This window comes from Pseudoalteromonas sp. SR41-1 (assembly GCF_014164015.1).
GTDB classification, from domain to species: Bacteria; Pseudomonadota; Gammaproteobacteria; order Enterobacterales; family Alteromonadaceae; genus Pseudoalteromonas; species Pseudoalteromonas distincta.
Genome location: NZ_JACJEK010000008.1, coordinates 1 through 21,007, shown reverse-complemented (window position 1 = coordinate 21,007; position 21,007 = coordinate 1). Strand labels below are relative to the sequence as shown.

General features: G+C 40.1%; 17 protein-coding genes and 4 tRNA genes. 16 read left to right on the top strand and 5 right to left on the bottom strand.

Annotated features, from left to right (window positions below):
* Position 1: 1 nt before the first annotated feature.
* The 5 genes from H5118_RS08495 to H5118_RS08475 form a co-directional block, all read right to left on the bottom strand.
* Complete coding sequence (locus H5118_RS08495) at positions 2-1,024, bottom strand: hypothetical protein (protein ID WP_182748491.1); 1,023 nt, start codon at positions 1,022-1,024, stop codon at positions 2-4.
* 101 nt (positions 1,025-1,125) lie between these two features.
* Entirely contained in the window at positions 1,126-1,806 is a 681-nt protein-coding gene (locus H5118_RS08490) for a tRNA (adenine(22)-N(1))-methyltransferase TrmK (RefSeq protein ID WP_182712194.1), read from the bottom strand.
* Positions 1,807-2,745, bottom strand: coding sequence for a class I SAM-dependent methyltransferase (locus H5118_RS08485; protein WP_182748489.1), 939 nt, complete (start codon positions 2,743-2,745; stop codon positions 1,807-1,809).
* A gap of 2 nt (positions 2,746-2,747) precedes the next feature.
* Positions 2,748-4,742: an excinuclease ABC subunit UvrB gene (gene uvrB / locus H5118_RS08480; protein WP_039487290.1), complete on the bottom strand. Its 1,995-nt coding sequence runs from the start codon at positions 4,740-4,742 to the stop codon at positions 2,748-2,750.
* A complete protein-coding gene (locus tag H5118_RS08475; protein WP_182748488.1) occupies positions 4,739-6,118 on the bottom strand; it encodes an MATE family efflux transporter in 1,380 nt (459 codons plus the stop codon). The genes uvrB and H5118_RS08475 overlap by 4 nt, the downstream gene beginning before the upstream one ends.
* 1,050 nt (positions 6,119-7,168) lie before the next feature.
* On the opposite strand from H5118_RS08475, the gene H5118_RS08470 reads away from it, so the two are divergent.
* The 16 genes from H5118_RS08470 to H5118_RS08395 all read left to right on the top strand — a co-directional run bounded on the left by H5118_RS08470 (position 7,169) and on the right by H5118_RS08395 (position 20,832).
* Positions 7,169-7,245: transfer RNA gene (locus tag H5118_RS08470), tRNA-Asn, on the top strand.
* Between the two features lie 21 nt (positions 7,246-7,266).
* A tRNA-Asn gene (locus H5118_RS08465) sits at positions 7,267-7,343 on the top strand.
* 21 nt (positions 7,344-7,364) lie between these two features.
* Positions 7,365-7,441 (top strand) — tRNA-Asn (locus tag H5118_RS08460).
* A gap of 29 nt (positions 7,442-7,470) precedes the next feature.
* Positions 7,471-7,547 (top strand) — tRNA-Asn (locus H5118_RS08455).
* A 148-nt stretch (positions 7,548-7,695) separates the two neighbouring features.
* Entirely contained in the window at positions 7,696-9,639 is a 1,944-nt protein-coding gene (locus tag H5118_RS08450; protein WP_182748486.1) for an EAL domain-containing protein, read from the top strand.
* Positions 9,640-9,851: 212 nt separating this feature from the next.
* The gene (gene rsxA / locus H5118_RS08445) at positions 9,852-10,433 is read left to right on the top strand and encodes an electron transport complex subunit RsxA (protein ID WP_008172491.1); all 582 of its coding nucleotides are present in this window, start codon (positions 9,852-9,854) and stop codon (positions 10,431-10,433) included.
* Between the two features lies 1 nt (position 10,434).
* Positions 10,435-10,989, top strand: coding sequence for an electron transport complex subunit RsxB (rsxB, locus tag H5118_RS08440; protein ID WP_007585357.1), 555 nt, complete (start codon positions 10,435-10,437; stop codon positions 10,987-10,989).
* A gap of 8 nt (positions 10,990-10,997) precedes the next feature.
* Positions 10,998-13,334 (top strand): electron transport complex subunit RsxC, encoded by a 2,337-nt coding sequence (gene rsxC, locus H5118_RS08435; protein ID WP_182748484.1) that lies wholly within the window; start codon positions 10,998-11,000, stop codon positions 13,332-13,334.
* Positions 13,331-14,389, top strand: a complete 1,059-nt coding sequence (rsxD, locus tag H5118_RS08430; protein WP_182748482.1) for an electron transport complex subunit RsxD — start codon at positions 13,331-13,333, stop codon at positions 14,387-14,389. Before rsxC ends, rsxD begins: the two co-directional genes overlap by 4 nt.
* Positions 14,386-15,027, top strand: a complete 642-nt coding sequence (gene rsxG / locus H5118_RS08425; protein WP_182748480.1) for an electron transport complex subunit RsxG — start codon at positions 14,386-14,388, stop codon at positions 15,025-15,027. The genes rsxD and rsxG overlap by 4 nt, the downstream gene beginning before the upstream one ends.
* On the top strand, positions 15,024-15,722 hold the full coding sequence (locus H5118_RS08420; RefSeq protein ID WP_182721258.1) for an electron transport complex subunit E: 699 nt from the start codon (positions 15,024-15,026) through the stop codon (positions 15,720-15,722). The genes rsxG and H5118_RS08420 overlap by 4 nt, the downstream gene beginning before the upstream one ends.
* Before the next feature lie 49 nt (positions 15,723-15,771).
* Positions 15,772-16,404: an endonuclease III gene (gene nth / locus H5118_RS08415; protein WP_149591916.1), complete on the top strand. Its 633-nt coding sequence runs from the start codon at positions 15,772-15,774 to the stop codon at positions 16,402-16,404.
* Positions 16,405-16,594: 190 nt separating this feature from the next.
* A complete protein-coding gene (locus H5118_RS20815; protein WP_182725395.1) occupies positions 16,595-17,452 on the top strand; it encodes a pentapeptide repeat-containing protein in 858 nt (285 codons plus the stop codon).
* Between the two features lie 169 nt (positions 17,453-17,621).
* The gene (locus H5118_RS08405; RefSeq protein ID WP_182748478.1) at positions 17,622-18,020 is read left to right on the top strand and encodes a hypothetical protein; all 399 of its coding nucleotides are present in this window, start codon (positions 17,622-17,624) and stop codon (positions 18,018-18,020) included.
* Positions 18,021-18,097: 77 nt separating this feature from the next.
* Complete coding sequence (locus H5118_RS08400) at positions 18,098-18,628, top strand: hypothetical protein (RefSeq protein WP_182748476.1); 531 nt, start codon at positions 18,098-18,100, stop codon at positions 18,626-18,628.
* A gap of 293 nt (positions 18,629-18,921) precedes the next feature.
* Positions 18,922-20,832 carry an aminotransferase class V-fold PLP-dependent enzyme gene (locus tag H5118_RS08395; RefSeq protein WP_033021837.1) on the top strand — a complete coding sequence of 637 codons (1,911 nt, stop codon included), beginning with the start codon at positions 18,922-18,924 and terminating at the stop codon, positions 20,830-20,832.
* Positions 20,833-21,007: the final 175 nt, after the last annotated feature.

Below are 21,007 nucleotides of genomic sequence, written 5' to 3'. Positions count from 1 at the left end.
GTTATAAGTAATTTGGATATAAATGCGCATTTTCTGGCTGCTCAATGCCGTGAGCAGCTAAAAACCCACCAATAGCTTGCCCGCAGCCCTGTGGTGCTCGCCCACTGTCTATCTCAAAATTTAACTGATTTGCATGTTGCTTACCCATAGAGCAAAGCCCTACGGTACTTGGCGAGCGCATAGCGATACTTAGATTACCTACTTGTTCAACCACTACGTGCTTACTAAAGCGGGCAAAACCTTTGTATTTAAACTGCTCGTTTACGTAGTCATTACTTGTGGCCACCAATGCCGCAATTAAGCCGTGTAAAAAACTATTAGCGGATGAGTCTGCTGTTAAAAACGCAATTGTTTTTTTATTAAACTCGCTAAGCTGGCAATCCTCACACAACAGCTCAACAGTATATAAATGTTGCTCGGCTACTTGCTGCTGACTTTTAAGCTCAATACTTTTTCCTGCAAATACAATACGTTTAAGCACTTCATCAACGTTACTTGTAACCGCTTCGCTTTTAACAAGTTCAGGGTTTTGCGCCATTACAGGTAAGTCGTGGTGATTGTTAAATGGCGTGCTTGTTGCGCCGCTTTGCATTAACTGAAAAAGCTCTCTTACTTCATGTTCTCGCGCTACTTTTAACGCTAAAAATGCAGTTTGGATAAGTTCTGAAGTAGGTAGGTTTTCCTCTACAATCCAGCGTCTGCCAAATAATAGTTTTTTAGCTTTGGCTTCATTAGTAGATGCGCTTTTTTGGTAGTTATCAGGGCTCAGCACTGCTACTTGCAGATAAATCTCTTCACCTTTTTGTGCAGCGAGCACTCTAAAGTGAGCCGAAAACTCAATACTCTCAAGTACTTCGTTTACGCTTTGAAGCGTGTGCTTGTAACGTAAAAAATGCTGTGGCACCACCCAATTACTATTAGCCAATTGCACCAGGGGTGCATAAGAAATAGGTTGCTCGTAACTGTGTTGCCATTTTTGCTCATTGCTAAGCAAATGATTAATGTGACTCTTGTTATCTGACATAAATAAACCAAATAAACTCGCGTAGTGCGATATAAACTATGAACACATTACGTCGTCAATGTCGTAATTAGATCACATGTACGCCCTACTTTTGGGCTTTTTTAACTATCGGTGAGTTCTTGATAGTCTGTTATAACTTTTTGATAGTATGGCTTATCTTTATTGAGCATTTTATTATAATGATTTATGAGTTGTCGTTGGTACATAGCGTGCTCTGTACTAGCAAAGTCCCACATTTTGTTGCCGGTATGGCTAATCTCATTATTGGTACTAAAGCTCACTTCAATCACTTCATAAAAACGTTTGTTGTCGTAGACTATTTGTTCACTTATAAGCCCTAAACCGAGTTGTTTTAAACCCACTCGCAACTTATAAGTGTGATGCACTGGGCATAAAATAAACCGAACATTATTTAAATGCTCCACTGCGTTATTAGCAATAATTTGTTGTACTAAACTTAACAACAGCTCACCGCCAACACCTGCTATTACAACTACTTGGCTTTTACTTTGAGTAATTTCTATTTTGCCTACATCCTGACATAAGACCTGCCACTGCGGATTTTTATCACAGGTTTTTTGTAATTTATTAATAGATGATAATTGCGCTTCTAGGTCGTTCATTAAAGTGGCGACTATATCTACAAAAATAACGTGGTTTGCAGCTGCGCGTTTTAATAGCGCCATGCCTAAATAACCATGGTCGCAGCAACAATCCCAAATAATATCGTGATGCTGCGAAATTAATTTATCAATGGCAGTTAGGCGTTTACTGAGCTTCATTTAAGCAGGTGTTTGTGACGTTTTATAGACAAGCGCTTTTAAACTTTTGTCGCTGTCTACTTCAATAAAACGCTCGGTGGGGGCTAGGCGCTCAACAAATTCAGTTGCGCCTTGGGTGTTCTCGTTTATTAATGCTTTAAATGCATCTTCGCTAAGCTCTGGGCTATTAGCACACAATAGTAATTGTGTGGTATCGCAAAGTAGCTCTGGCAACCTGCGCAGCACTTTTTGATAGTCTTTAGTTAATATAAAGCTGCCTTTTTGAAAGCTTGGCGGATCAACTATTATTAAATCAAACGGGGCTGCTTTTTTTAGTTTTCCAAACGATTTTAAAATATCGTGAGGTAAAAAACTTACCCCGCGCTCAAAACCATTTAGCTGATGGTTTTGCTTGCCGACTTTAAGCACGCCTTTGCTCATATCCATGTTCATCACATGATCTGCCCCGCCTTGCATGGCGGCAAGCGAAAACCCACATGTATACGAAAACAAATTAAGCACTTTGCCATGCTTGCTGTTAGCCATTACAAATTCACGGCCGCTGCGCATATCGGGAAATATTCCGGTATTTTGGCGGCTCTGTAAATCAACCAAAAAGCGAATGCCATTTTCGGTTACAACATGTGGGTTAGGTAATTGCCCATAAACCACGGTGTTTTGGCTTTGTACGCCAGCACGCTGCTGGTACACAAGTGACGTAATAAGCTCAGGCTGGTTTTTTTGTGCCCACTGCCACACAACATTGGTGAGCTCGCTTAGTGTTTGCTCGTCAATTTCGTCGTACGAAACCAAAAATAAACTTGGCGGGTAAAAGTCTAAATTAATATGGCTTAATGCTTCGACGCTGTGGCCTCGGCCATGAAAAACACGACACAGTTCATTTTTTAAAATTGGCGCGTCTTCAAGCGCAGTAATAAGAGGTGTAAAGTTTGCTGTCATTTTTAATTAATCAACTGTTGTTGTAGTTCATGTATTTCATCGCGAACAGAGCCCGCTTTTTCAAATTCTAGGTCGCTTGCGTATGCATGCATTTTGGTTTCAAGCTGCTTAATTTGCACGGCAATTTCTTTCGCACTAAGAACCTTTTTAGACTCTTTACGAATAAGTTTAAGGTTGTCTTTAGGGGCCGCTTCTTCACCTACATCCATTACATCAAGTATTTTTTTAGCCAGAGCATGAGGCTCTATGCCGTGCTCAACGTTATATGCATGCTGAATTTCGCGCCTGCGTGCTGTTTCGTCCATGGCTTTTGCCATTGATTTTGTAATTCTGTCACCATATAAAATAGCGCGGCCATCTAAGTGACGAGCAGCACGGCCAATGGTTTGTATCAGCGAGCGAGCCGAGCGTAAAAAACCCTCTTTGTCAGCATCAAGTATGGCAACAAGTGCCACTTCTGGCATATCAAGGCCTTCTCGCAGTAAGTTAATGCCCACTAACACATCAAACACGCCAGCTCGTAAGTCACGAATTATTTCCACGCGCTCAACGGTATCAATGTCTGAATGTAAGTAACGTACTTTTACATTATGCTCGCTTAGGTAATCTGTTAAATCCTCAGACATACGTTTAGTAAGTGTAGTTACCAGTACGCGTTCGCCCTTCTCCACACTTTTGTATATTTCTGAGAGTAAATCATCAACCTGATCGCCCACAGGACGTACTTCTATAAGTGGGTCGAGCAGCCCTGTTGGGCGAATTACTTGCTCTGCTATTTCGCCCGCGCAGCGCTCTAACTCAAAGTCGCCAGGCGTTGCTGATACATAAATAGTTTGTGGTGCTATGGCTTCAAACTCTTCAAAACGCAGTGGCCTATTATCCATTGCTGAGGGCATTCTAAAACCATACTCAACAAGGTTTTCTTTACGGCTTCTGTCGCCTTTATACATGGCGCCAATTTGCGATACGGTTACGTGCGATTCATCAATAATCATTAATGCGTCATCAGGTAGGTAATCAAGCAATGTTGGCGGCGGATCGCCTGGCGTACGCCCAGATAAATAGCGGCTGTAGTTTTCTATACCCGAGCAATAACCAAGCTCGGTCATCATTTCTATATCGTATTGCGTTCGCTGTGCTACACGTTGCTCTTCTACTAACTTGTTTGCACTGAGTAACTGGGCGCGTCGCTCTTTTAGTTCTTCTTTTATTTTTTCGATAGCGCCAAGTATCTTTTCACGCGGGGTAACATAGTGCGTTTTAGGATAAATAGTAGCGCGCACTATATGCTTTTCAATTGCACCGGTAAGCGGGTCAAAAATACTTAAGCGCTCTATTTCATCATCAAACATTTCTACACGTACAGCAAAAGTGTCTGATTCTGCTGGGAATATGTCAACTACTTCGCCACGTACACGGTATGTACCTCGGCTAAAATCTATATCATTGCGGGTATATTGTATTTCAGCAAGGCGGCGTAGCATGTCGCGTTGATCGACTTTTTCGCCCACTTTTAAAAGTAGCATCATTTTCATGTACGATTTAGGGTCACCCAAACCATAAATAGCCGATACCGATGCCACAATAATGGTGTCGCGACGCTCAAGCAATGCTTTGGTCGCACTTAAACGCATTTGCTCTATGTGCTCATTTATCGAAGCATCTTTTTCAATAAATGTGTCGCTAGATACAACATAGGCTTCTGGCTGGTAGTAATCGTAATACGATACAAAGTATTCAACCGCGTTTTTAGGAAAAAACTCTTTCATCTCGCCGTATAGCTGCGCAGCCAATGTTTTATTGTGCGCCATTATTATTGTTGGACGGTTTAAATCGCTAATAATATTGGCCATGGTAAAGGTTTTACCTGTACCGGTGGCACCTAATAACGTTTGGTGTGCAAGCCCCGCTTCTAACCCTTCGCATAGCTGTTTAATGGCGGTAGGCTGATCGCCTGCTGGTTTGAAATGTGATTTTAACTGAAAATGGTCGCTCAATTATTGCACTCCTGTAACGATTCGCCGCTCAGCGCTTCTAGTTTTTTCATAAACCATTTATATGCCACTATTGCTGTAAATAAATTACCTATGGCAGCGCCTATAAATAACCCTAATAATCCGGCTATTTCGTTGCCGATATAAGCAAATGGTACATAAAATATGAATAAACGAATAACGCTTAGTACCAATGCGTTCATTGGTTTGTGTAAAGCATTAAACGATGAGTTTGATAATATGATCACCCCTTGTAAGCCATAGCTTAGTGGGATGGTATAAATAAAGAGCTTAATTACATCTATTACGGCTTGTTCTTTACCAAATAATTGGCTTATAACACCTGAAAATGCAATTAGTAATACGTAAATGGCAAATTGCCATACCATCACAAATTTTAGTGTGCCGGTATACGCTTCTTTGACACGGCATAATTTGCCAGCCCCAAAGTTTTGACTCACAAATGGCGGTAATGTCATCGATAGCGCAAGCACTAATATACTTGCAATAGATTCTATCCGGCTTCCTACTCCAAATGCGGCCACGGCTTCTGGCCCATGATGCGCTACTAAGGCGGTCATTACAGCCATTGCAACGGGTGTAAGCATGTTTGCACCTGCAGCAGGTAAACCAATTTTTAATATTTTACGAATAGCGCCAGTTACAGTTTGCTTGCCCGCTTTGAGACTCAACAAACGTTTTTTAACCGCTAATATATATAAAATAATAACCACAGCGACCGACCATGCAACAACACTTGCTATGGCAGCGCCTTGAATTCCTAACGCGGGTACCGGCCCAAAGCCAAATATCAGTATTGGGTCAAGTACGGCGTTTATCAGCCCGGCTCCGGCCATTACTATACTTGGCGTTTTGGTATCACCGCTGGCACGCAGTACCGAATTACCAATCATTGGGGTTATTAAAAATACGCTACCGATAAACCATACATTCATGTATTCATGTATTAACGGCAATACTTGCGCGCCCGCTCCTAGTAAAGTAAATATGGGGTCAATCAGTAAATATCCAACAGATGACAACACAATAACCAAAACCACACCAACCATTAAAGAAATACTGGCATCAAAACGTGCTTCATCAATTTTATTACTGCCGAGCGCTTTCGCTATTACTGCTGATGTACCGATCCCCAGCCCTATTGCTAAGCTGATAACGGTAAAAGTAACTGGAAATGTAAAGCTCACGGCAGCTAATGGTTCGGTGCCAAGTAAACTTATAAAAAAGGTGTCTACAATATTGAACATCATTAGTGTGATCATGCCGAATATCATCGGTATGGTCATCGTCTTTAATGTAGGCAAGATAGGATCGTTTAGTAAATCTGGGCGAGTCTGAGATTTTGAAATTGCGCGCATGAAATAAATAGGCCTCTTTTACTGAACGAATCATTTTAAAGCATCAAGACAGTTCAAGCCACGGATTTATCACTACAATTGATGTAATTACGTAAGTAAATATTCTAAAAAATAGTAAAACTTGGTTTTTACATCTTTTTGTTAAAATAGAGCCTAAACACGCCAAAAAACAATTAAAACACATTTTTATAACTTTTATTACAAACACCCTGTGTTATCTGATGCTTTTTTACACAAAGCAACTACTTGGTTTATCGTTACGAAAAAATTCATTCATGGAGTTACATCTATTAGCCACCAAAACATAACCCACTGTTTTACAATGAATAAAAAATAGTGATTTAAAAGCTTGAAATCGTTGTAGCACCCTAAAACATTGGTGCCGATGATGTTCTTAAAGTTTCATAAACAGAGTTATCCACAGAAACCGTGGATAACTCATTCAAAGCCGCATTTATAAAGGCCTTGAGAGACTCGCAATTTTCGCTGAGGTCCAACCAATTGTTGATTTGCTAATTGTGGCATTTTTATAAACTCACACTGAAAACGCAAGCTTGCCGATTTTTCTTCTTAACATACTTATACGTTAGTAAATAAAAAACGTTTAATACAAAGTTAAGTTATTGATTGTTCTATTTTTGAGCGAAGATAATAAATGCTCAATTTATAGATCAAAATTGGATCACTATTAAGAGGGAAAATACTTTTATGACTATTCGTGCAGGTATATTTTTAGAAAATTAAAATAAAAAAGTAAATAAATACGAAGAATACCCGAAAGTAAAAATGAAATTTTATGTTTTTGAGTTGTTTTTTAATTACAAGTGGCTTTAATGGCGTGTTTAATTTAACCAATTTAAAGACTCAACAATAATAAAACTCGCATTAGTATTCTTAAATTCTTAAAAAAACAGCTTTAATAGAGCTATAAATCACGCAGATCGAACACAAAAACAACGAATAAACCTCTTTTTTCAATTTATGACTTTTATATGTTGACACTTTGCGGCTCGGTCATTAATATTTCGCCCCGTTGAAAGGCAAGACGCTTCCCCCTTAGCTCAGTTGGTTAGAGCGACGGACTGTTAATCCGCAGGTCCCCCGTTCGAGTCGGGGAGGGGGAGCCAAGTTTTTCAACCATAAACGATTCCCCCTTAGCTCAGTTGGTTAGAGCGACGGACTGTTAATCCGCAGGTCCCCCGTTCGAGTCGGGGAGGGGGAGCCAAGTTTATGTTTATGATGTAGTTCCCCCTTAGCTCAGTTGGTTAGAGCGACGGACTGTTAATCCGCAGGTCCCCCGTTCGAGTCGGGGAGGGGGAGCCAAATCATCATAATAATATCAGTACTTTAGTTCCCCCTTAGCTCAGTTGGTTAGAGCGACGGACTGTTAATCCGCAGGTCCCCCGTTCGAGTCGGGGAGGGGGAGCCAATTCTAAGAATTTCATAGACATTCCAAGCTATTTCCACTACTCTTCCTTATATAACTAAAGCATTAGTTTAATTCTTTAATGCGCTGTACTTAGTTTATTAATCAAGGACTTGATTCCTTCCCTTTTGATTATTAAAAGACTGAAAACATGGCTGGATTTAAAAAACTTATTTTTATACAAATTATCTCTTGGTTATTGTGTGTTGCAGCAGGAAGCTACTTCATATCTATAAGCTTTGATACTGCGGTAAGTGATGCACAAAAAAATGCACAAACAACTGTCACTAAGTATATTAATGACCTTTCTTTAGACGATATTTCTGCTCAAAATTTAAAACAATCAATTGCAGATGGTAATACGTTTTCAAGCTTTACTCTAAGAGATTACCAAGGTGCTGAAGTATTTAGCATTAACCCCCCTACTCAATTACCAATGTTTGCTGATTTTGTACTCTCTAACTTTAACTCTGTACGCCCACAGTTTGCTGTAAACGATGCCGCAGATATAAAAGTTGAATTTGTACTTAACATTGAGCATTTAGCGTCGCAGCTACAAACGTCCCTTTTTATTGTTATTTTGATTTCTGCCATTTTAGTTATTATTCCAATAATTCTAATGAAATCTATTTTTTACCATTTAAATAAAAATATAAGTACAACAGTTGCTGACATTATCGATATTTATATCAATCAAAACCAAGTTGATAATGATTTAGAAGCAGCATTAGATGGCACTCGATTGAAAAAAATGGGAAAAGATTTAGTATCTAGCTTTAATCGATTATCGCATTTTTTAAAAAACAAAAACGAAGACATACAAAGCGCTGCTATGACTATCAAGCATGAAGCGTACAAAGATGTAATTACCTCGCTTGGTAATCGTAATATGTTTGTTGAGTACTACGAAAAAAATATTGAAAACACTGAGCAAAGTACATTTGGCTCTTTAGCTATGGTTCGTTGTAGCGAACTACAAGCTATAAACCAAAGCCGTGGTTATCAAAAAGGTGACGAGTACGTTAAAGGCGTTGCCGATATTATTAAGCACATAAGCGGCACTTACACGGGTAGCCAAGTATTTAGATTAAACAGCTCTGATTTTGCGGTAGTACTCCCCCACATTCCTTTAAAAGAAGCTGAGCGCTTTGGTGAAAACCTGCAATCGCGCTTCACGCAGTACCAACAAAACCAAGAGTTAAGCTCGGTAGCTAATACGGGTATTGTAGGTTACGAAAAAGGTAAACCGTTAGGCGAACTACTTTCTGTTGTTGATAACGCGATGAGCATGGCGCAGTCAAAGCAAGTTAATGCATGGCACGTACAACGCGAAACCGATTTAGTTAATAACGTAAGTGCGGGGTTTGGTAATCAAAACTGGCGTAAGGTTATTAAGGAAGTTATTGAATCTAAGCGTGTGCATTTAGTGATGCAAAACATTATGCCGCTTGGTAAAAGCATAAAAGCCTACGCTGAAGTACAAGTTCGATTTAAAACAGAAGACAATCAAGTACTGCCTACCGCTTCTTTTTTAGCAATGGCCGAAAAACTTGATATGGCAATAGAAATTGATCGCCTGATCATCGACTCTTCTCTTGAAAAAGTTAAAAGCCGTAATTTATCTGAAAAGTTTTTTGGTTTAAACGTAACAGCCTCAAGTGCACACAACGATCAGTTTGTAATTTGGCTAGAGCGCCGATTATTGAAAGATACGCATATTGCATCTAAACTAGTATTTGAGGTAAGCGAGTTTGGTTTACAGCAAAACATCAAGGCTAGTAAGCGCTTTATCGACATGGTTCACCGTGTTGGCGCACGCGTTACAGTTGAACGTTTTGGTGTTGGCTTAACTTCATTTAAGTTTTTCCGCGATTTAAAACCTGATTTTATTAAAATGGATGCAAGTTATACTCGCGGCCTAGAAGATGATAAAAATAATCAGTACTTTATGCGCTTAATGGTCGATTTAGCCCACCGCATTGGTGTTAGCGTATTTGCTGAAGGCGTTGAGAGCCAAGAAGAGAAACACATTATAGAAACGTTGTGTTTAGATGGCGTTCAAGGTTATTACATAGAAAAACCTAAAGACATTTAATTAGTTTTCAATTAATACAAAAAAGAGCATTCGTTGCTCTTTTTTTGTTTCTGCTATTTGACTAATTCCTTACATCAAAATCACATTAATTTTACAGCCTTGTGATCAATATGTTTGTCCTTGCGTTTATTTAACTGATAACGACTCGCAAATGTTGTTTATCGGGGCAGAAAAAAGGATAATAAGCAGGACTTTAATAGCGTGAGGCACACATGACAGAATATGTCTTGTTATTGATTGGAACCGTTCTGGTTAATAACTTTGTATTAGTACAATTTTTAGGCTTATGTCCGTTTATGGGCGTATCAGGTAAGCTTGATACGGCGATTGGTATGTCTTTGGCAACCACGTTTGTGCTTACCCTTGCCTCTGTAACTAGCTATTTAGTTAATCAATATATTTTAATCCCTCTGGATATCGCCTTTTTACGCACCATGAGCTTTATTTTAGTGATTGCCGTTGTAGTGCAATTTACCGAAATGGTTGTGCGTAAAACCAGCCCTACCCTATATCGTTTATTAGGCATATTTTTACCGCTGATCACCACTAACTGTGCGGTATTAGGTGTGGCTTTATTAAATATCAAAGAAGATCATTCGTTTTTACAATCTGCGGTATATGGTTTTGGTGCTGCGGTTGGTTTTTCTTTAGTGCTTGTATTGTTTGCAGCACTACGAGAGCGTTTAGCAGCTGCTGACGTTCCTACGCCTTTTAAAGGCGCCTCTATTGCAATGATCACTGCAGGCTTAATGTCGATGGCGTTTATGGGTTTTACTGGATTAGTGAAGTTTTAATATGACCTTGTTTTATGCCTTGATAGCGATTGGTTCGCTAGCACTCATTTTTGGACTTATTTTAGGGTTTGCAGCAATTCGCTTTCGCGTTGAAGGTAACCCTATTGTTGAGCAAATTGATACTATTTTACCGCAAACTCAATGCGGACAATGTGGCTACCCGGGTTGTCGCCCTTACGCCGAAGCCATAGCTAATGGCGATGAAATAAATAAATGCCCACCAGGCGGAGAATCTACCATGAAAAAGCTTGCCGGCTTAATGGGGGTTGATGAAAAACCACTTGCCGGTGGCGAGCAAGCAGAACCTATAAAAACAGTGGCTTATATTCGCGAAGATGAATGTATTGGCTGTACCAAATGTATTCAAGCCTGCCCAGTTGACGCTATTTTGGGCGCAACTCGTCAAATGCATACCGTGTTAATTGATGAATGTACTGGCTGTGATTTATGTGTTGAGCCTTGCCCTGTAGATTGCATTGATATGCTACCTGTAGCCGAAACTAAACAAAACTGGAAATGGCAGCTAGACGCTATTCCTGTTACACAAATAGATTAGAGGTTTGAGTGGAAAAGTTACTTGAACAAATAAAAAAAGGCACCGTGTGGGCATTTCCTGGCGGCATACACCCACCACAACAAAAATCACTCTCTAATAGTGCGAGTATCACTCGCCTACCCTTGCCCGACAAACTCATTGTTGCGCTTAAGCAGCACATAGGCGCAAATGGTAAGTTACTTGTAGAAAAAGGCCAACACGTATTAAAAGGCCAACCACTAACAGAACCCGCTGCTAACTGGTCGGTACCTGTACATGCGCCAAGCTCTGGTGTAGTTACTGATATTGCACCTATGCCATCAGCACATCCATCGGCCCTGCCTGAACTAAGTGTTATTATTGAACCAGACGGCAAAGACGAATGGGTAGCTCTAAATAAAAATAAAAATCCTGCTGAGCTTAGCCATGATGAGCTTATAAATATTATTCACCAAGCCGGTATTAGCGGTATGGGTGGTGCTGGTTTTCCTACTTATGTAAAAGCAGATACCAAGCAACCTATCGAATTTTTGATTGTAAATGCTGTTGAGTGCGAACCTTATATTACTGCCGATGACGTTTTAATGCGCGAACACGCTAAAGAAGTTATCCAAGGCATTGAAATAATGCAGCAACTTTTAAACCCAACACTGTGCATTGTGGGTATAGAAGATAACAAGCCTGAAGCTATTGCAGCAATGAAGCAAGCAGCTGAGCATAACTCAAAAATTATTATTCAAACGGTGCCAACTATTTATCCATCTGGCGGTGAAAAGCAATTAATTAAATTACTTACTAACCGTGAAGTTCCTAGCATTGGTATTCCAGCCGATATTGGTATTTTAGTGCATAACACGGGTACTTTGTTTGCCGTACAACAAGCCGTTTATGAAGGCAAACCGCTAATTGAGCGTATAGTTACGGTAACAGGTAACACTATTCATAAACCTGGAAATGTATGGGCACTGCTTGGTACTGAAATAAAGCATTTACTAGATTGCCAAGGTTTCTCTCCTGTACCGCAGCAAAGTGTTGTGATGGGCGGCCCAATGATGGGCTTTACGCTACCCACAGTACGTATTGGCATAGTTAAAACCACTAACTGTATTTTAGCGCCTGATCATAAAGAGCTAGCGGAACCCGGCCCTGAAAAAGCCTGTATACGTTGTAGCGCCTGTGCCGATGCCTGCCCTGCTTCTTTATTGCCACAACAATTGCAGTGGTTTGCTAAATCAAAAGAGTACGACAAACTACAAGAGCACAATTTATTTGATTGTATTGAATGTGGTGCTTGTGCATACGTGTGCCCAAGCGAAATCCCTCTTGTACAGTACTACCGTATAGCCAAAGTTGAAATTAAAGAACAACAAGCTGACAAAATTAAAGCCGACAGAGCAAAAGAGCGTTTTGATGCCCGAAAAGAACGTTTAGAGCGTGAGCAAGAAGAACGCCAAAACCGCCATAAACGCAAACCTGCTGCTAAGTCTGCTGACGAAAAACAAAAAGTAGCTGAGGCACTAGCCCGTGTTAAAAATAAATCAGATAACGGCGATGAAAAATCTGCTGTTGCTGCCGCTATTGCACGCGCTAAAGCTAAAAAGCAACAAGGCGAAGAACTAGAGCCAGATAACAGCGAAGTAGCAAAAGAGCGCGCACTACGTAAAGAACAAGCGCGTAAATATAAAGAGCAAAAATCGCAAACAGATGAATCGGCCGAGACTACACCCGTTGATGATAAAAAATCAGCAGTAGCTGCAGCCATTGCTCGCGCTAAAGCCAAAAAGGCAGCACAAGCATTAGATAACGCTGAACAAGCAGCAAGTGAAGAGCCACAAAACGATGCCCCTGTTGATGATAAAAAAGCAGCCGTAGCGGCGGCCATTGCGCGTGCTAAAGCTAAAAAAGCAGCACAAGCATTAGATAACGCTGAACAAGCAACAAGTGAAGAGCCACAAAGCGAGGCCCCTGTTGATGACAAAAAAGCAGCGGTAGCGGCGGCCATTGCGCGTGCTAAAGCTAAAAAAGCGGCTAAAGCATTAGAAGAAGCTGAGCAAACAGCAATTGAAGAGCCACAAATTGATGCCCCTGTTGATGATAAAAAAGCAGCCGTAGCGGCGGCCATAGCTCGTGCTAAAGCTAAAAAAGCGGCTAAAGCACTAGAAGATACCGAACAAACTCAGCCCCAAGAGCTACAAGTTGATAGCGCAGCACCTAAGAGTGCAGAAAGTAACACCGATGACTCATCAGTTCTTATTAACGCAGATAAACCTAAATCAGCCGAAGATAAGAAAAAAGCCGCCGTGGCTGCTGCAATTGCGAGAGCAAAAGCTAAAAAGTTACAAAAAGAAGGAAATAATCAGTCATGAAATTAACCATGGCCAGTTCGCCGCATAATCACAGCCATAAATCGTTAACGCGATTAATGCTTAGCGTTATTGCTGCGTGTATTCCTGGGCTAATTGCTCAAGTTTTCTTTTTTGGTACAGGTGTGCTTATTCAACTCGTACTATCGCTTGTTGCTGTAAGCGTATTTGAAGCTGCAATAATGCTAATACGAAAGCGCCCTGTTTGGCCTGCATTAAGTGATGGCAGTGCGTGGCTTACTGCCGTGTTATTGGCATTGAGTATTCCACCACTTGCCCCTTGGTGGATAATCGTGATTGGCTGTTTATTTTCTATCGTTATAGTTAAACAGCTTTATGGCGGCCTTGGGTTTAACTTATTCAATCCAGCAATGGCGGCTTATGTACTGCTATTAGTTTCGTTTCCGGTGCAAATGACCGCATGGTTGCCTGTCACTGATTTAATAAATACGCCAATAGGCTTTGCTGATCAGCTAAGGCTAATATTCACCGATTTTACGGCCTCTGGGTTTAGCCTAGATCAAGTACGCGCAGGGGTTGATGGCCTAACAATGGCAACACCACTAGATACTGTTAAAACAGACATAGCCCACGGTTTAACCGTTACCGAGAGCATGCAAAAGCCAATATTTAACGAATGGGCTGGCCTTGGTTGGGCATGGGTTAATTTAGGCTATTTAGTGGGTGGTTTATACTTACTAAAAGCAAAAATAATTAACTGGCATATTCCTGTCAGTTTTATCGCAACTTTAGCTGTATGTAGTGCTATTGGTTATATCGCATCACCAGGTACAGAGCCGGGCACCCTATTTCACTTATTAAGTGGTGCCACTATGATGGGAGCCTTTTTTATAGCAACCGATCCGGTATCTGCAGCAACAACTAACAAGGGGCGCTTAATTTATGGCGCACTAATTGGCTTACTAATTTATTTAATTCGTACCTTTGGTGGTTTTCCTGATGCCATCGCATTTAGCGTATTACTGATTAATATTGCAGTGCCACTAATAGACTACTACACACAGCCACGTACTTATGGCCATGGAGCAGTAAAATGATCATTTCGTCAATGACTAAAAATGGGGCTATTTTAACTGCGTTTGCATTAGCAACAACAGGCTTAGTTGCCTCTATCAATGCACTTACTGCCGATAAAATTGCAGAGCAAGAACAACTGCAACTTACTGCGCAACTACAAGAAGTGCTCGACCCAAAATCGTACGACAATCAATTATCGCAAGATTGCGTAATTATTACTGACGAAAAGCTAGGCCCATACGCAAATCAAGTAATTTACCGTGCTCGTAAAAACAATAAACCAGTCGCTGTTGTTATTAGGCATGTTACGCCAAACGGCTACAGTGGCGATATTAACTTATTAACAGCTGTATTGAGCGATGGCACTATTGCTGGCGTTCGTACGACTAAACACGAAGAAACCCCTGGTTTGGGCGACAAAGTAGAAGTTAAAAAATCACTTTGGATCACAACATTTAAAAGCTTAACGGTTGAAGGCGAAGAAGACGCTCGCTGGGCTGTTAAAAAAGATGGCGGCCAGTTTGATCAATTTACAGGCGCGACCATAACGCCACGTGCTGTTGTGGGCTCTGTTAAAAATGCCGTATTGTTCGCACAAACTAATTTTGATGATATTTTTGCAGCACCTAATGCCGAATGTATGGAGGTAGCTAAATGAGTGAGTTAAAAACATTATACAAAGAAGGTGTATGGGTAAATAACCCTGCCCTTGTGCAGCTTTTAGGTTTATGTCCACTGCTTGCCGTTACCTCAACTGTAACAAATGCCTTAGGTTTGGGCTTAGCAACTTTACTCGTACTAATAGGCTCAAATGTTACCGTATCAATTGTGCGTAACTGGGTGCCAAAAGATATTCGTATACCTGTATTTGTAATGATCATCGCGGGCTTTGTAACAATAGTTCAATTACTTATGAACGCTTATACCTTTGGTTTATATCAATCATTGGGAATTTTTATCCCGTTGATTGTAACTAACTGCGCCATTATTGGCCGCGCCGAAGCATACGCCTCTAAAAATCCTGTTCATTTATCAGCATTTGACGGCTTAATGATGGGCTTAGGCTTTATGGCTGTATTGTTAGTGTTAGGAGCTATGCGTGAACTCATTGGCCAAGGTACGCTGTTTGACGGAGCCGATTTATTACTTGGCCCATGGGCACAGAGCATGCGCATAGAAGTATTTAACTTTGATAACCAATTTTTACTGGCAATTTTACCACCGGGTGCCTTTTTGGGTCTTGGACTACTTATTGCTGCTAAAAACGTAATTGACGCACAAATAAAATCAAAGCAAATTGCACCGCCAGAGGCTGAAAAAGGCCCTCGAGCACGTGTTACTAGCTTAACTTAAGGGGAAAACGTATTAGAGCAACAATTAGCACTAATACGTTTTAAGTTGCATGAATAAAGAAAAACGTCACCAAATACTGTCGCGCCTGCGCGACGATAACCCGCACCCAGTTACAGAGCTTGAATATTCAAGCCCATTTGAGTTACTAGTAGCAGTAACTCTTTCAGCACAAGCAACTGATGTAGGCGTTAATAAAGCCACTCGAAAGTTGTTCCCTGTTGCTAATACACCACAAGCCATTTTAGACTTAGGTCACGATACACTGCGTGATTATATAAAAACCATCGGCTTATTTAATTCTAAAGCTGCCAACGTTTACAAAATGTGCCAAATTTTGGTGGATGAACATAACAGCATCGTGCCAGAAAATCGTGAAGCCCTAGAAGCCCTACCAGGCGTTGGCCGTAAAACCGCTAATGTTGTACTCAATACCGCCTTTGGCTGGCCTGTAATAGCCGTAGATACACACATATTTCGTGTATCTAACCGTACAAAGCTTGCCATGGGTAAAGATGTTGTAGCTGTAGAACAAAAGCTTGAAAAGGTTGTACCAAAAGAATTTAAAGTAGACGTGCATCATTGGCTAATACTGCACGGGCGTTACACCTGCGTAGCGCGTAAACCTAAGTGTGGCAGCTGTATTATTGAAGACTTGTGTGAGTTTAAGGATAAAACAGATTAACTATAGGCAGTCTTGAGCGATGAGCACATATTGGTTCATTTAATTTCACTTAAAAATTTTAGAAAACTTAGTGATAGTAATACCTTAGGTAATTTGTTAAAACTATATAAAGTAGATAAATGAGCGCTAAGTCGGTAGAAATATGCGCGATGAGGCACTATTAAATTGTTAACTATCTTTGAGGAATCGAGTGAAAATCATTATTAAAAGCTCAGTGGCAACATTAGCAATTATTGCTGCGGTTTTGGTGCTTGTGGTTTTCTTAATAACAGCTTTCTGGGATGGCGTTAGTAGCACTGTGCTGCCAAACACAATACTAGGCCTTTATAACAAGGATTTTTGGGAAAACTTCCTAGTTGAAATGCACGGCATAGTTTTCGAGCTGTCTATTATTGGTGTATTAATTCTATGGCTTGATTCTAAAAGGAGTAAGTCAGGCGAAATAAAAAGATTAAGAGAAGATCTAGAAGACTTCTCGGCTTTAGACTTTCCCGAAATTAACGTGAAAAAATTAGGCCATATAAAAAGGCTTAATGAACACAATATCAAAAATATAGATGTACAAAACCTAGTTTTAAATGGGCTAAAAGTAAAAGGAATGGTTGCTGAGGACTCCAGACTTATTGGACTAAAAATTGTCGAGGGATCTATTGTTGGTTCTATTTTTAAATCTATGAAAATGAGATCATCAAACTTTCAGAAAAGCACGATTAAAAGCACTACTTTTCAGTCCTGTGACCTATTAAAAAGTAAGTTTAATGAATCAATATGCAAGGGGGTGGATTTTACTAATTCGTCCCTTGAAAGAGCTGAATTCACAAATTCAGACTTACAAAGCAGTGTTTTTAATGGATGCGATGTTCGAGAAGCAAAGTTTGATGGCGCTAATCTAAAACATGCATCTTTCCATAACGCAATGCACCTATCTTCGGAGCTTTTGCTGAGAGCAAAGAATTTAGACTACGTGAAAGTATCAGATGAAATAATGGCGGAGCTGATTTCTCTGAGACCTGATATTAAGTATCAGAAGAACAAGGGCCGGCCTTGAAGGAATCGAACCTTCACACAGCTCAAGAGCTGCTGACCCGCATCCGGCCTATCGAAGTGTCAAAGTATCAGTCGGGTATAGTGCTGTCAATAGTTAACAAGCGCATGTTGTCGGACTGGTTTTCCGCTGCGCTCCAAACCAGCCTCAAATGCGGGTGTTATAGGTCCCCATGACAGCAGATAGATATAAATTTTCAAACTCTAGTGAATTAATTAAACTTTTTAATGATTCCGAGTCCTCGTATGAGTCATTTGGTGGAGATTATTCACAGAGTCAATATGGAACATTAGCTAATTTACGAGATATGCCAGAATATGAGTTAAGCTTTTTTCCTTTTACTGAAATAGCACGAAAGTGTGGAATGAAATCATTCAGTTTAAAACGCAGTAGTAAGACTGGGCGTATCTATGTCTGGAATGTTAATCTTGGTGGGCACGCACCAAAACTTGAGCTTAGGCCTATTACACTTGAGCACCTCATGGATGTTGATTTAATGATAAAGTATCATGAAAACTGGGCTTATGAATTGGGGTGTAATATTTCTATTGATTCAAACTATGAAATATAACAAAGCAATCCAGCATCAGCCACTGCGTGGCTTGGACAGCCTAGCCGTTGCGGTTTTATATTTCTATAAGGTACGCAATGAACACTGCATTTCAAACTGACTTTGAACGTTCGGAATTTACTGATGAAATCCATGGTGTTTTTGGTCGAATATTGATTTTAACATCTCGCTTTGATAGTGCTTGTAAGGCTTTAGCTAAGTTGCCTGCAATTAAAACTTCGGTATCATTTAAAGGTATAATTACTGATAATGAATTTAAGCAATTACTTAATCAAAATTTATCTTCGTTTAAAAATTTAAATCGAGCTATCCAATCACTCCCTGAATACAAATTAGGCGCCCATAAGGTTTTAGATAAAGCGCGTGATTCAAGGAATGAACTAATTCATAGCGCAACTTTAGGTATGGACCGTAATCTCGATGATTCTGATAATATACATAAATTCATGCAAGCTATCGCGTGTTTTGTAACAGAATTGATTAGGGGGGATATCGTTATTTCGTGTTTAATCTCTCTTAGTAATAAAGAGGATATTCCTAGTCACTTCTTGACTAAAGAATATGAAAACTCAATATTGAAATGGATTTTCCAACGCTTCGAAACATAACAAGTGTCTAAGGTTACGACAGTCCTCTCATGGCATAAAACTGCCCATCGAATAAGTATAATCTTATACTGCAGTGGTATAAAACTTTAAGGGAGGTATATTGTCGTTGATAATGATCAAAATCTTTATGTTTACGATGCAAACAGAAAACACATGAATTTCATTGCGCCTCTTATTTGTAGTAGCCAATGAAATAGAATAATTATTAGAACATTATCAAAGTATTAATTTCACAAGTTACACTCCTTTGGTTATGCTAGTGAGCATTATAAAATTATATTGCGAAACCCTCTATGCTACCTCTACTTCGTATCTTGATAATTGAGCAAGACCCAGCCACTTTACAAGGGCTTTCAACGAACCTATCAAAGACCATTCCTAACTTTGAGCGAGACGATATTCATATCGATATTATTGAATGCCTCGAGCTTAAACACGCGCTGGAATGTGTAGAGGAAGATGGTGATATTCAAGCCGTAGTTCTAAGCTGGGATATGCACAACAAAGTGGGTGAGCGGATGTATAGCCGCTTTATCGAGGATTTAAAGGCAATTCGCCTTGAGTTACCGGTTTATGTTATTGGCGACGACACTAAAGGGCTGGAGATCGTAAACGAATCAGAAGAAATCGAATCATTCTTTTTTAAAGATGAAGTGATTTCTGACCCAGAAGCTATTTTAGGCTATATGATTAACGATTTTGACGACCGCTCTGAAACGCCATTTTGGACGGCGTATCGTCGTTACGTTGGTGAAGCAAACGACTCTTGGCATACACCGGGTCATAGTGGGGGTTCTAGCTTTAGAAACTCACCTTACATTAAAGATTTTTATCAGTTTTACGGCCGCAATGTATTTGTTGGCGACCTGTCGGTTTCGGTAGACTCGCTAGGTTCATTATCAGACAGCACTAATACTATTGGTCGCGCCCAAGAATCAGCCGCGGCGACGTTTGAAGTTAAACACACCTACTTTGTTACAAATGGTTCATCCACCTCAAATAAAATCATCTTGCAGACACTGCTGCGCAAGGGAGATAAAGTAATTGTCGACCGTAATTGCCATAAGTCAGTACACTATGGCATCTTGCAATCAGCCAGTTACCCTATTTATTTGGCGAGTATCTTAAACCCAAAATATGGCATTTTCGCGCCACCATCGTTGGCCGACATCAAGTTAGCAATTGAAAACAATACTGATGCTAAATTACTAGTGCTTACCGGTTGTACTTACGATGGCTTACTTAGCGACCTAAAACAAGTCGTAGATTATGCTCATCAATATGGTATTAAGGTATTTATAGATGAAGCCTGGTTTGCATACTCTTTGTTTCATCCTAGCTTTCGTCATTATTCTGCGATACATGCAGGGGCTGACTACATTACGCATTCGGCGCATAAAGTAGTATCGGCGTTTTCTCAAGCGTCTTATATTCATATTAACGACCCCGATTTTGATGCCGATTTCTTTCGAGAGATTTATAGTATCTACGCTAGTACATCGCCTAAATATCAGCTTATTGCATCGCTTGACGTGTGCCAAAAGCAATTAGAGATGGAAGGCTATAAGCTGCTCAATGCGCTGCTAAATCATGTTGAGGAGTTTAAACAACAGATGGCCTCGCTTAAGCAAATTAAAGTATTAGCTAAGCAAGACTTTATGGAAATATTCCCGCATTTTAGTGGTGATAATATGGGCCACGACCCATTAAAGATCCTTATTGATATTAGTGAGCTACCTTACTCATTAAAAGATATTCATAAATATCTACTGGATGAAATTGGGCTAGAGATAGAAAAATACACACACAGCACCATTTTGGTTTTACTGACGCTTGGCGGCACACGCTCAAAAATAATTCGTTTGTACAATGCATTGAAAAAGCTAGACAGCGGTAAAGTAAAACTATCGAAATCGACGCGTAGAGCTCGCTTACCTGAAAATTTACCAGCCATAGACTTGGCGTGTATTCCAAGCGATGCTTTTTATGGCGACCGCGAATCTGTGCCTATTAGCAAAAGTAACAACCGCATTTGTGCAGGTTTAGTTACTCCATACCCACCGGGCATTCCGCTTTTAGTCCCAGGCCAGCATATCACTGATGATCATGTTGAATATTTGCAAGAGTTGGCAAGCCAAGGACTGACGATACAAGGCAGTTTCGATGGTGAAATTTATGTTCTTAAGGGTAAGGTTAAAAAATAAATGTATTGGTTTAATACTATCTCGATAATAATACCAATCTGCTTATATACGGGGTCTATTTAACGTTAAGAAAATTACGCTAGAACTAGGCAAAAATTTTTGTATCTAGTTGTTCTAAATAAAAAATTTTTAACGACGTTATAGTGCAATTTAATTCGTTAAATTGATCAAAGAT

What these genes read in the sequence shown, in the direction of transcription:
- rsxG (WP_182748480.1), top strand. Translation starts at nt 14,386, where the DNA reads ATGATCATTTCGTCAATGACTAAAAATGGGGCTATTTTAACTGCGTTT.
- rsxD (WP_182748482.1), top strand. Translation starts at nt 13,331, where the DNA reads ATGAAATTAACCATGGCCAGTTCGCCGCATAATCACAGCCATAAATCG.
- H5118_RS08450 (WP_182748486.1), top strand. Translation starts at nt 7,696, where the DNA reads ATGGCTGGATTTAAAAAACTTATTTTTATACAAATTATCTCTTGGTTA.
- H5118_RS08495 (WP_182748491.1), bottom strand. Translation starts at nt 1,024, where the DNA reads ATGTCAGATAACAAGAGTCACATTAATCATTTGCTTAGCAATGAGCAA.
- nth (WP_149591916.1), top strand. Translation starts at nt 15,772, where the DNA reads ATGAATAAAGAAAAACGTCACCAAATACTGTCGCGCCTGCGCGACGAT.
- rsxB (WP_007585357.1), top strand. Translation starts at nt 10,435, where the DNA reads ATGACCTTGTTTTATGCCTTGATAGCGATTGGTTCGCTAGCACTCATT.
- H5118_RS08400 (WP_182748476.1), top strand. Translation starts at nt 18,098, where the DNA reads ATGAACACTGCATTTCAAACTGACTTTGAACGTTCGGAATTTACTGAT.
- H5118_RS08490 (WP_182712194.1), bottom strand. Translation starts at nt 1,806, where the DNA reads ATGAAGCTCAGTAAACGCCTAACTGCCATTGATAAATTAATTTCGCAG.
- rsxA (WP_008172491.1), top strand. Translation starts at nt 9,852, where the DNA reads ATGACAGAATATGTCTTGTTATTGATTGGAACCGTTCTGGTTAATAAC.
- H5118_RS08485 (WP_182748489.1), bottom strand. Translation starts at nt 2,745, where the DNA reads ATGACAGCAAACTTTACACCTCTTATTACTGCGCTTGAAGACGCGCCA.
- H5118_RS08475 (WP_182748488.1), bottom strand. Translation starts at nt 6,118, where the DNA reads ATGCGCGCAATTTCAAAATCTCAGACTCGCCCAGATTTACTAAACGAT.
- H5118_RS08395 (WP_033021837.1), top strand. Translation starts at nt 18,922, where the DNA reads ATGCTACCTCTACTTCGTATCTTGATAATTGAGCAAGACCCAGCCACT.
- H5118_RS08420 (WP_182721258.1), top strand. Translation starts at nt 15,024, where the DNA reads ATGAGTGAGTTAAAAACATTATACAAAGAAGGTGTATGGGTAAATAAC.
- H5118_RS08405 (WP_182748478.1), top strand. Translation starts at nt 17,622, where the DNA reads ATGACAGCAGATAGATATAAATTTTCAAACTCTAGTGAATTAATTAAA.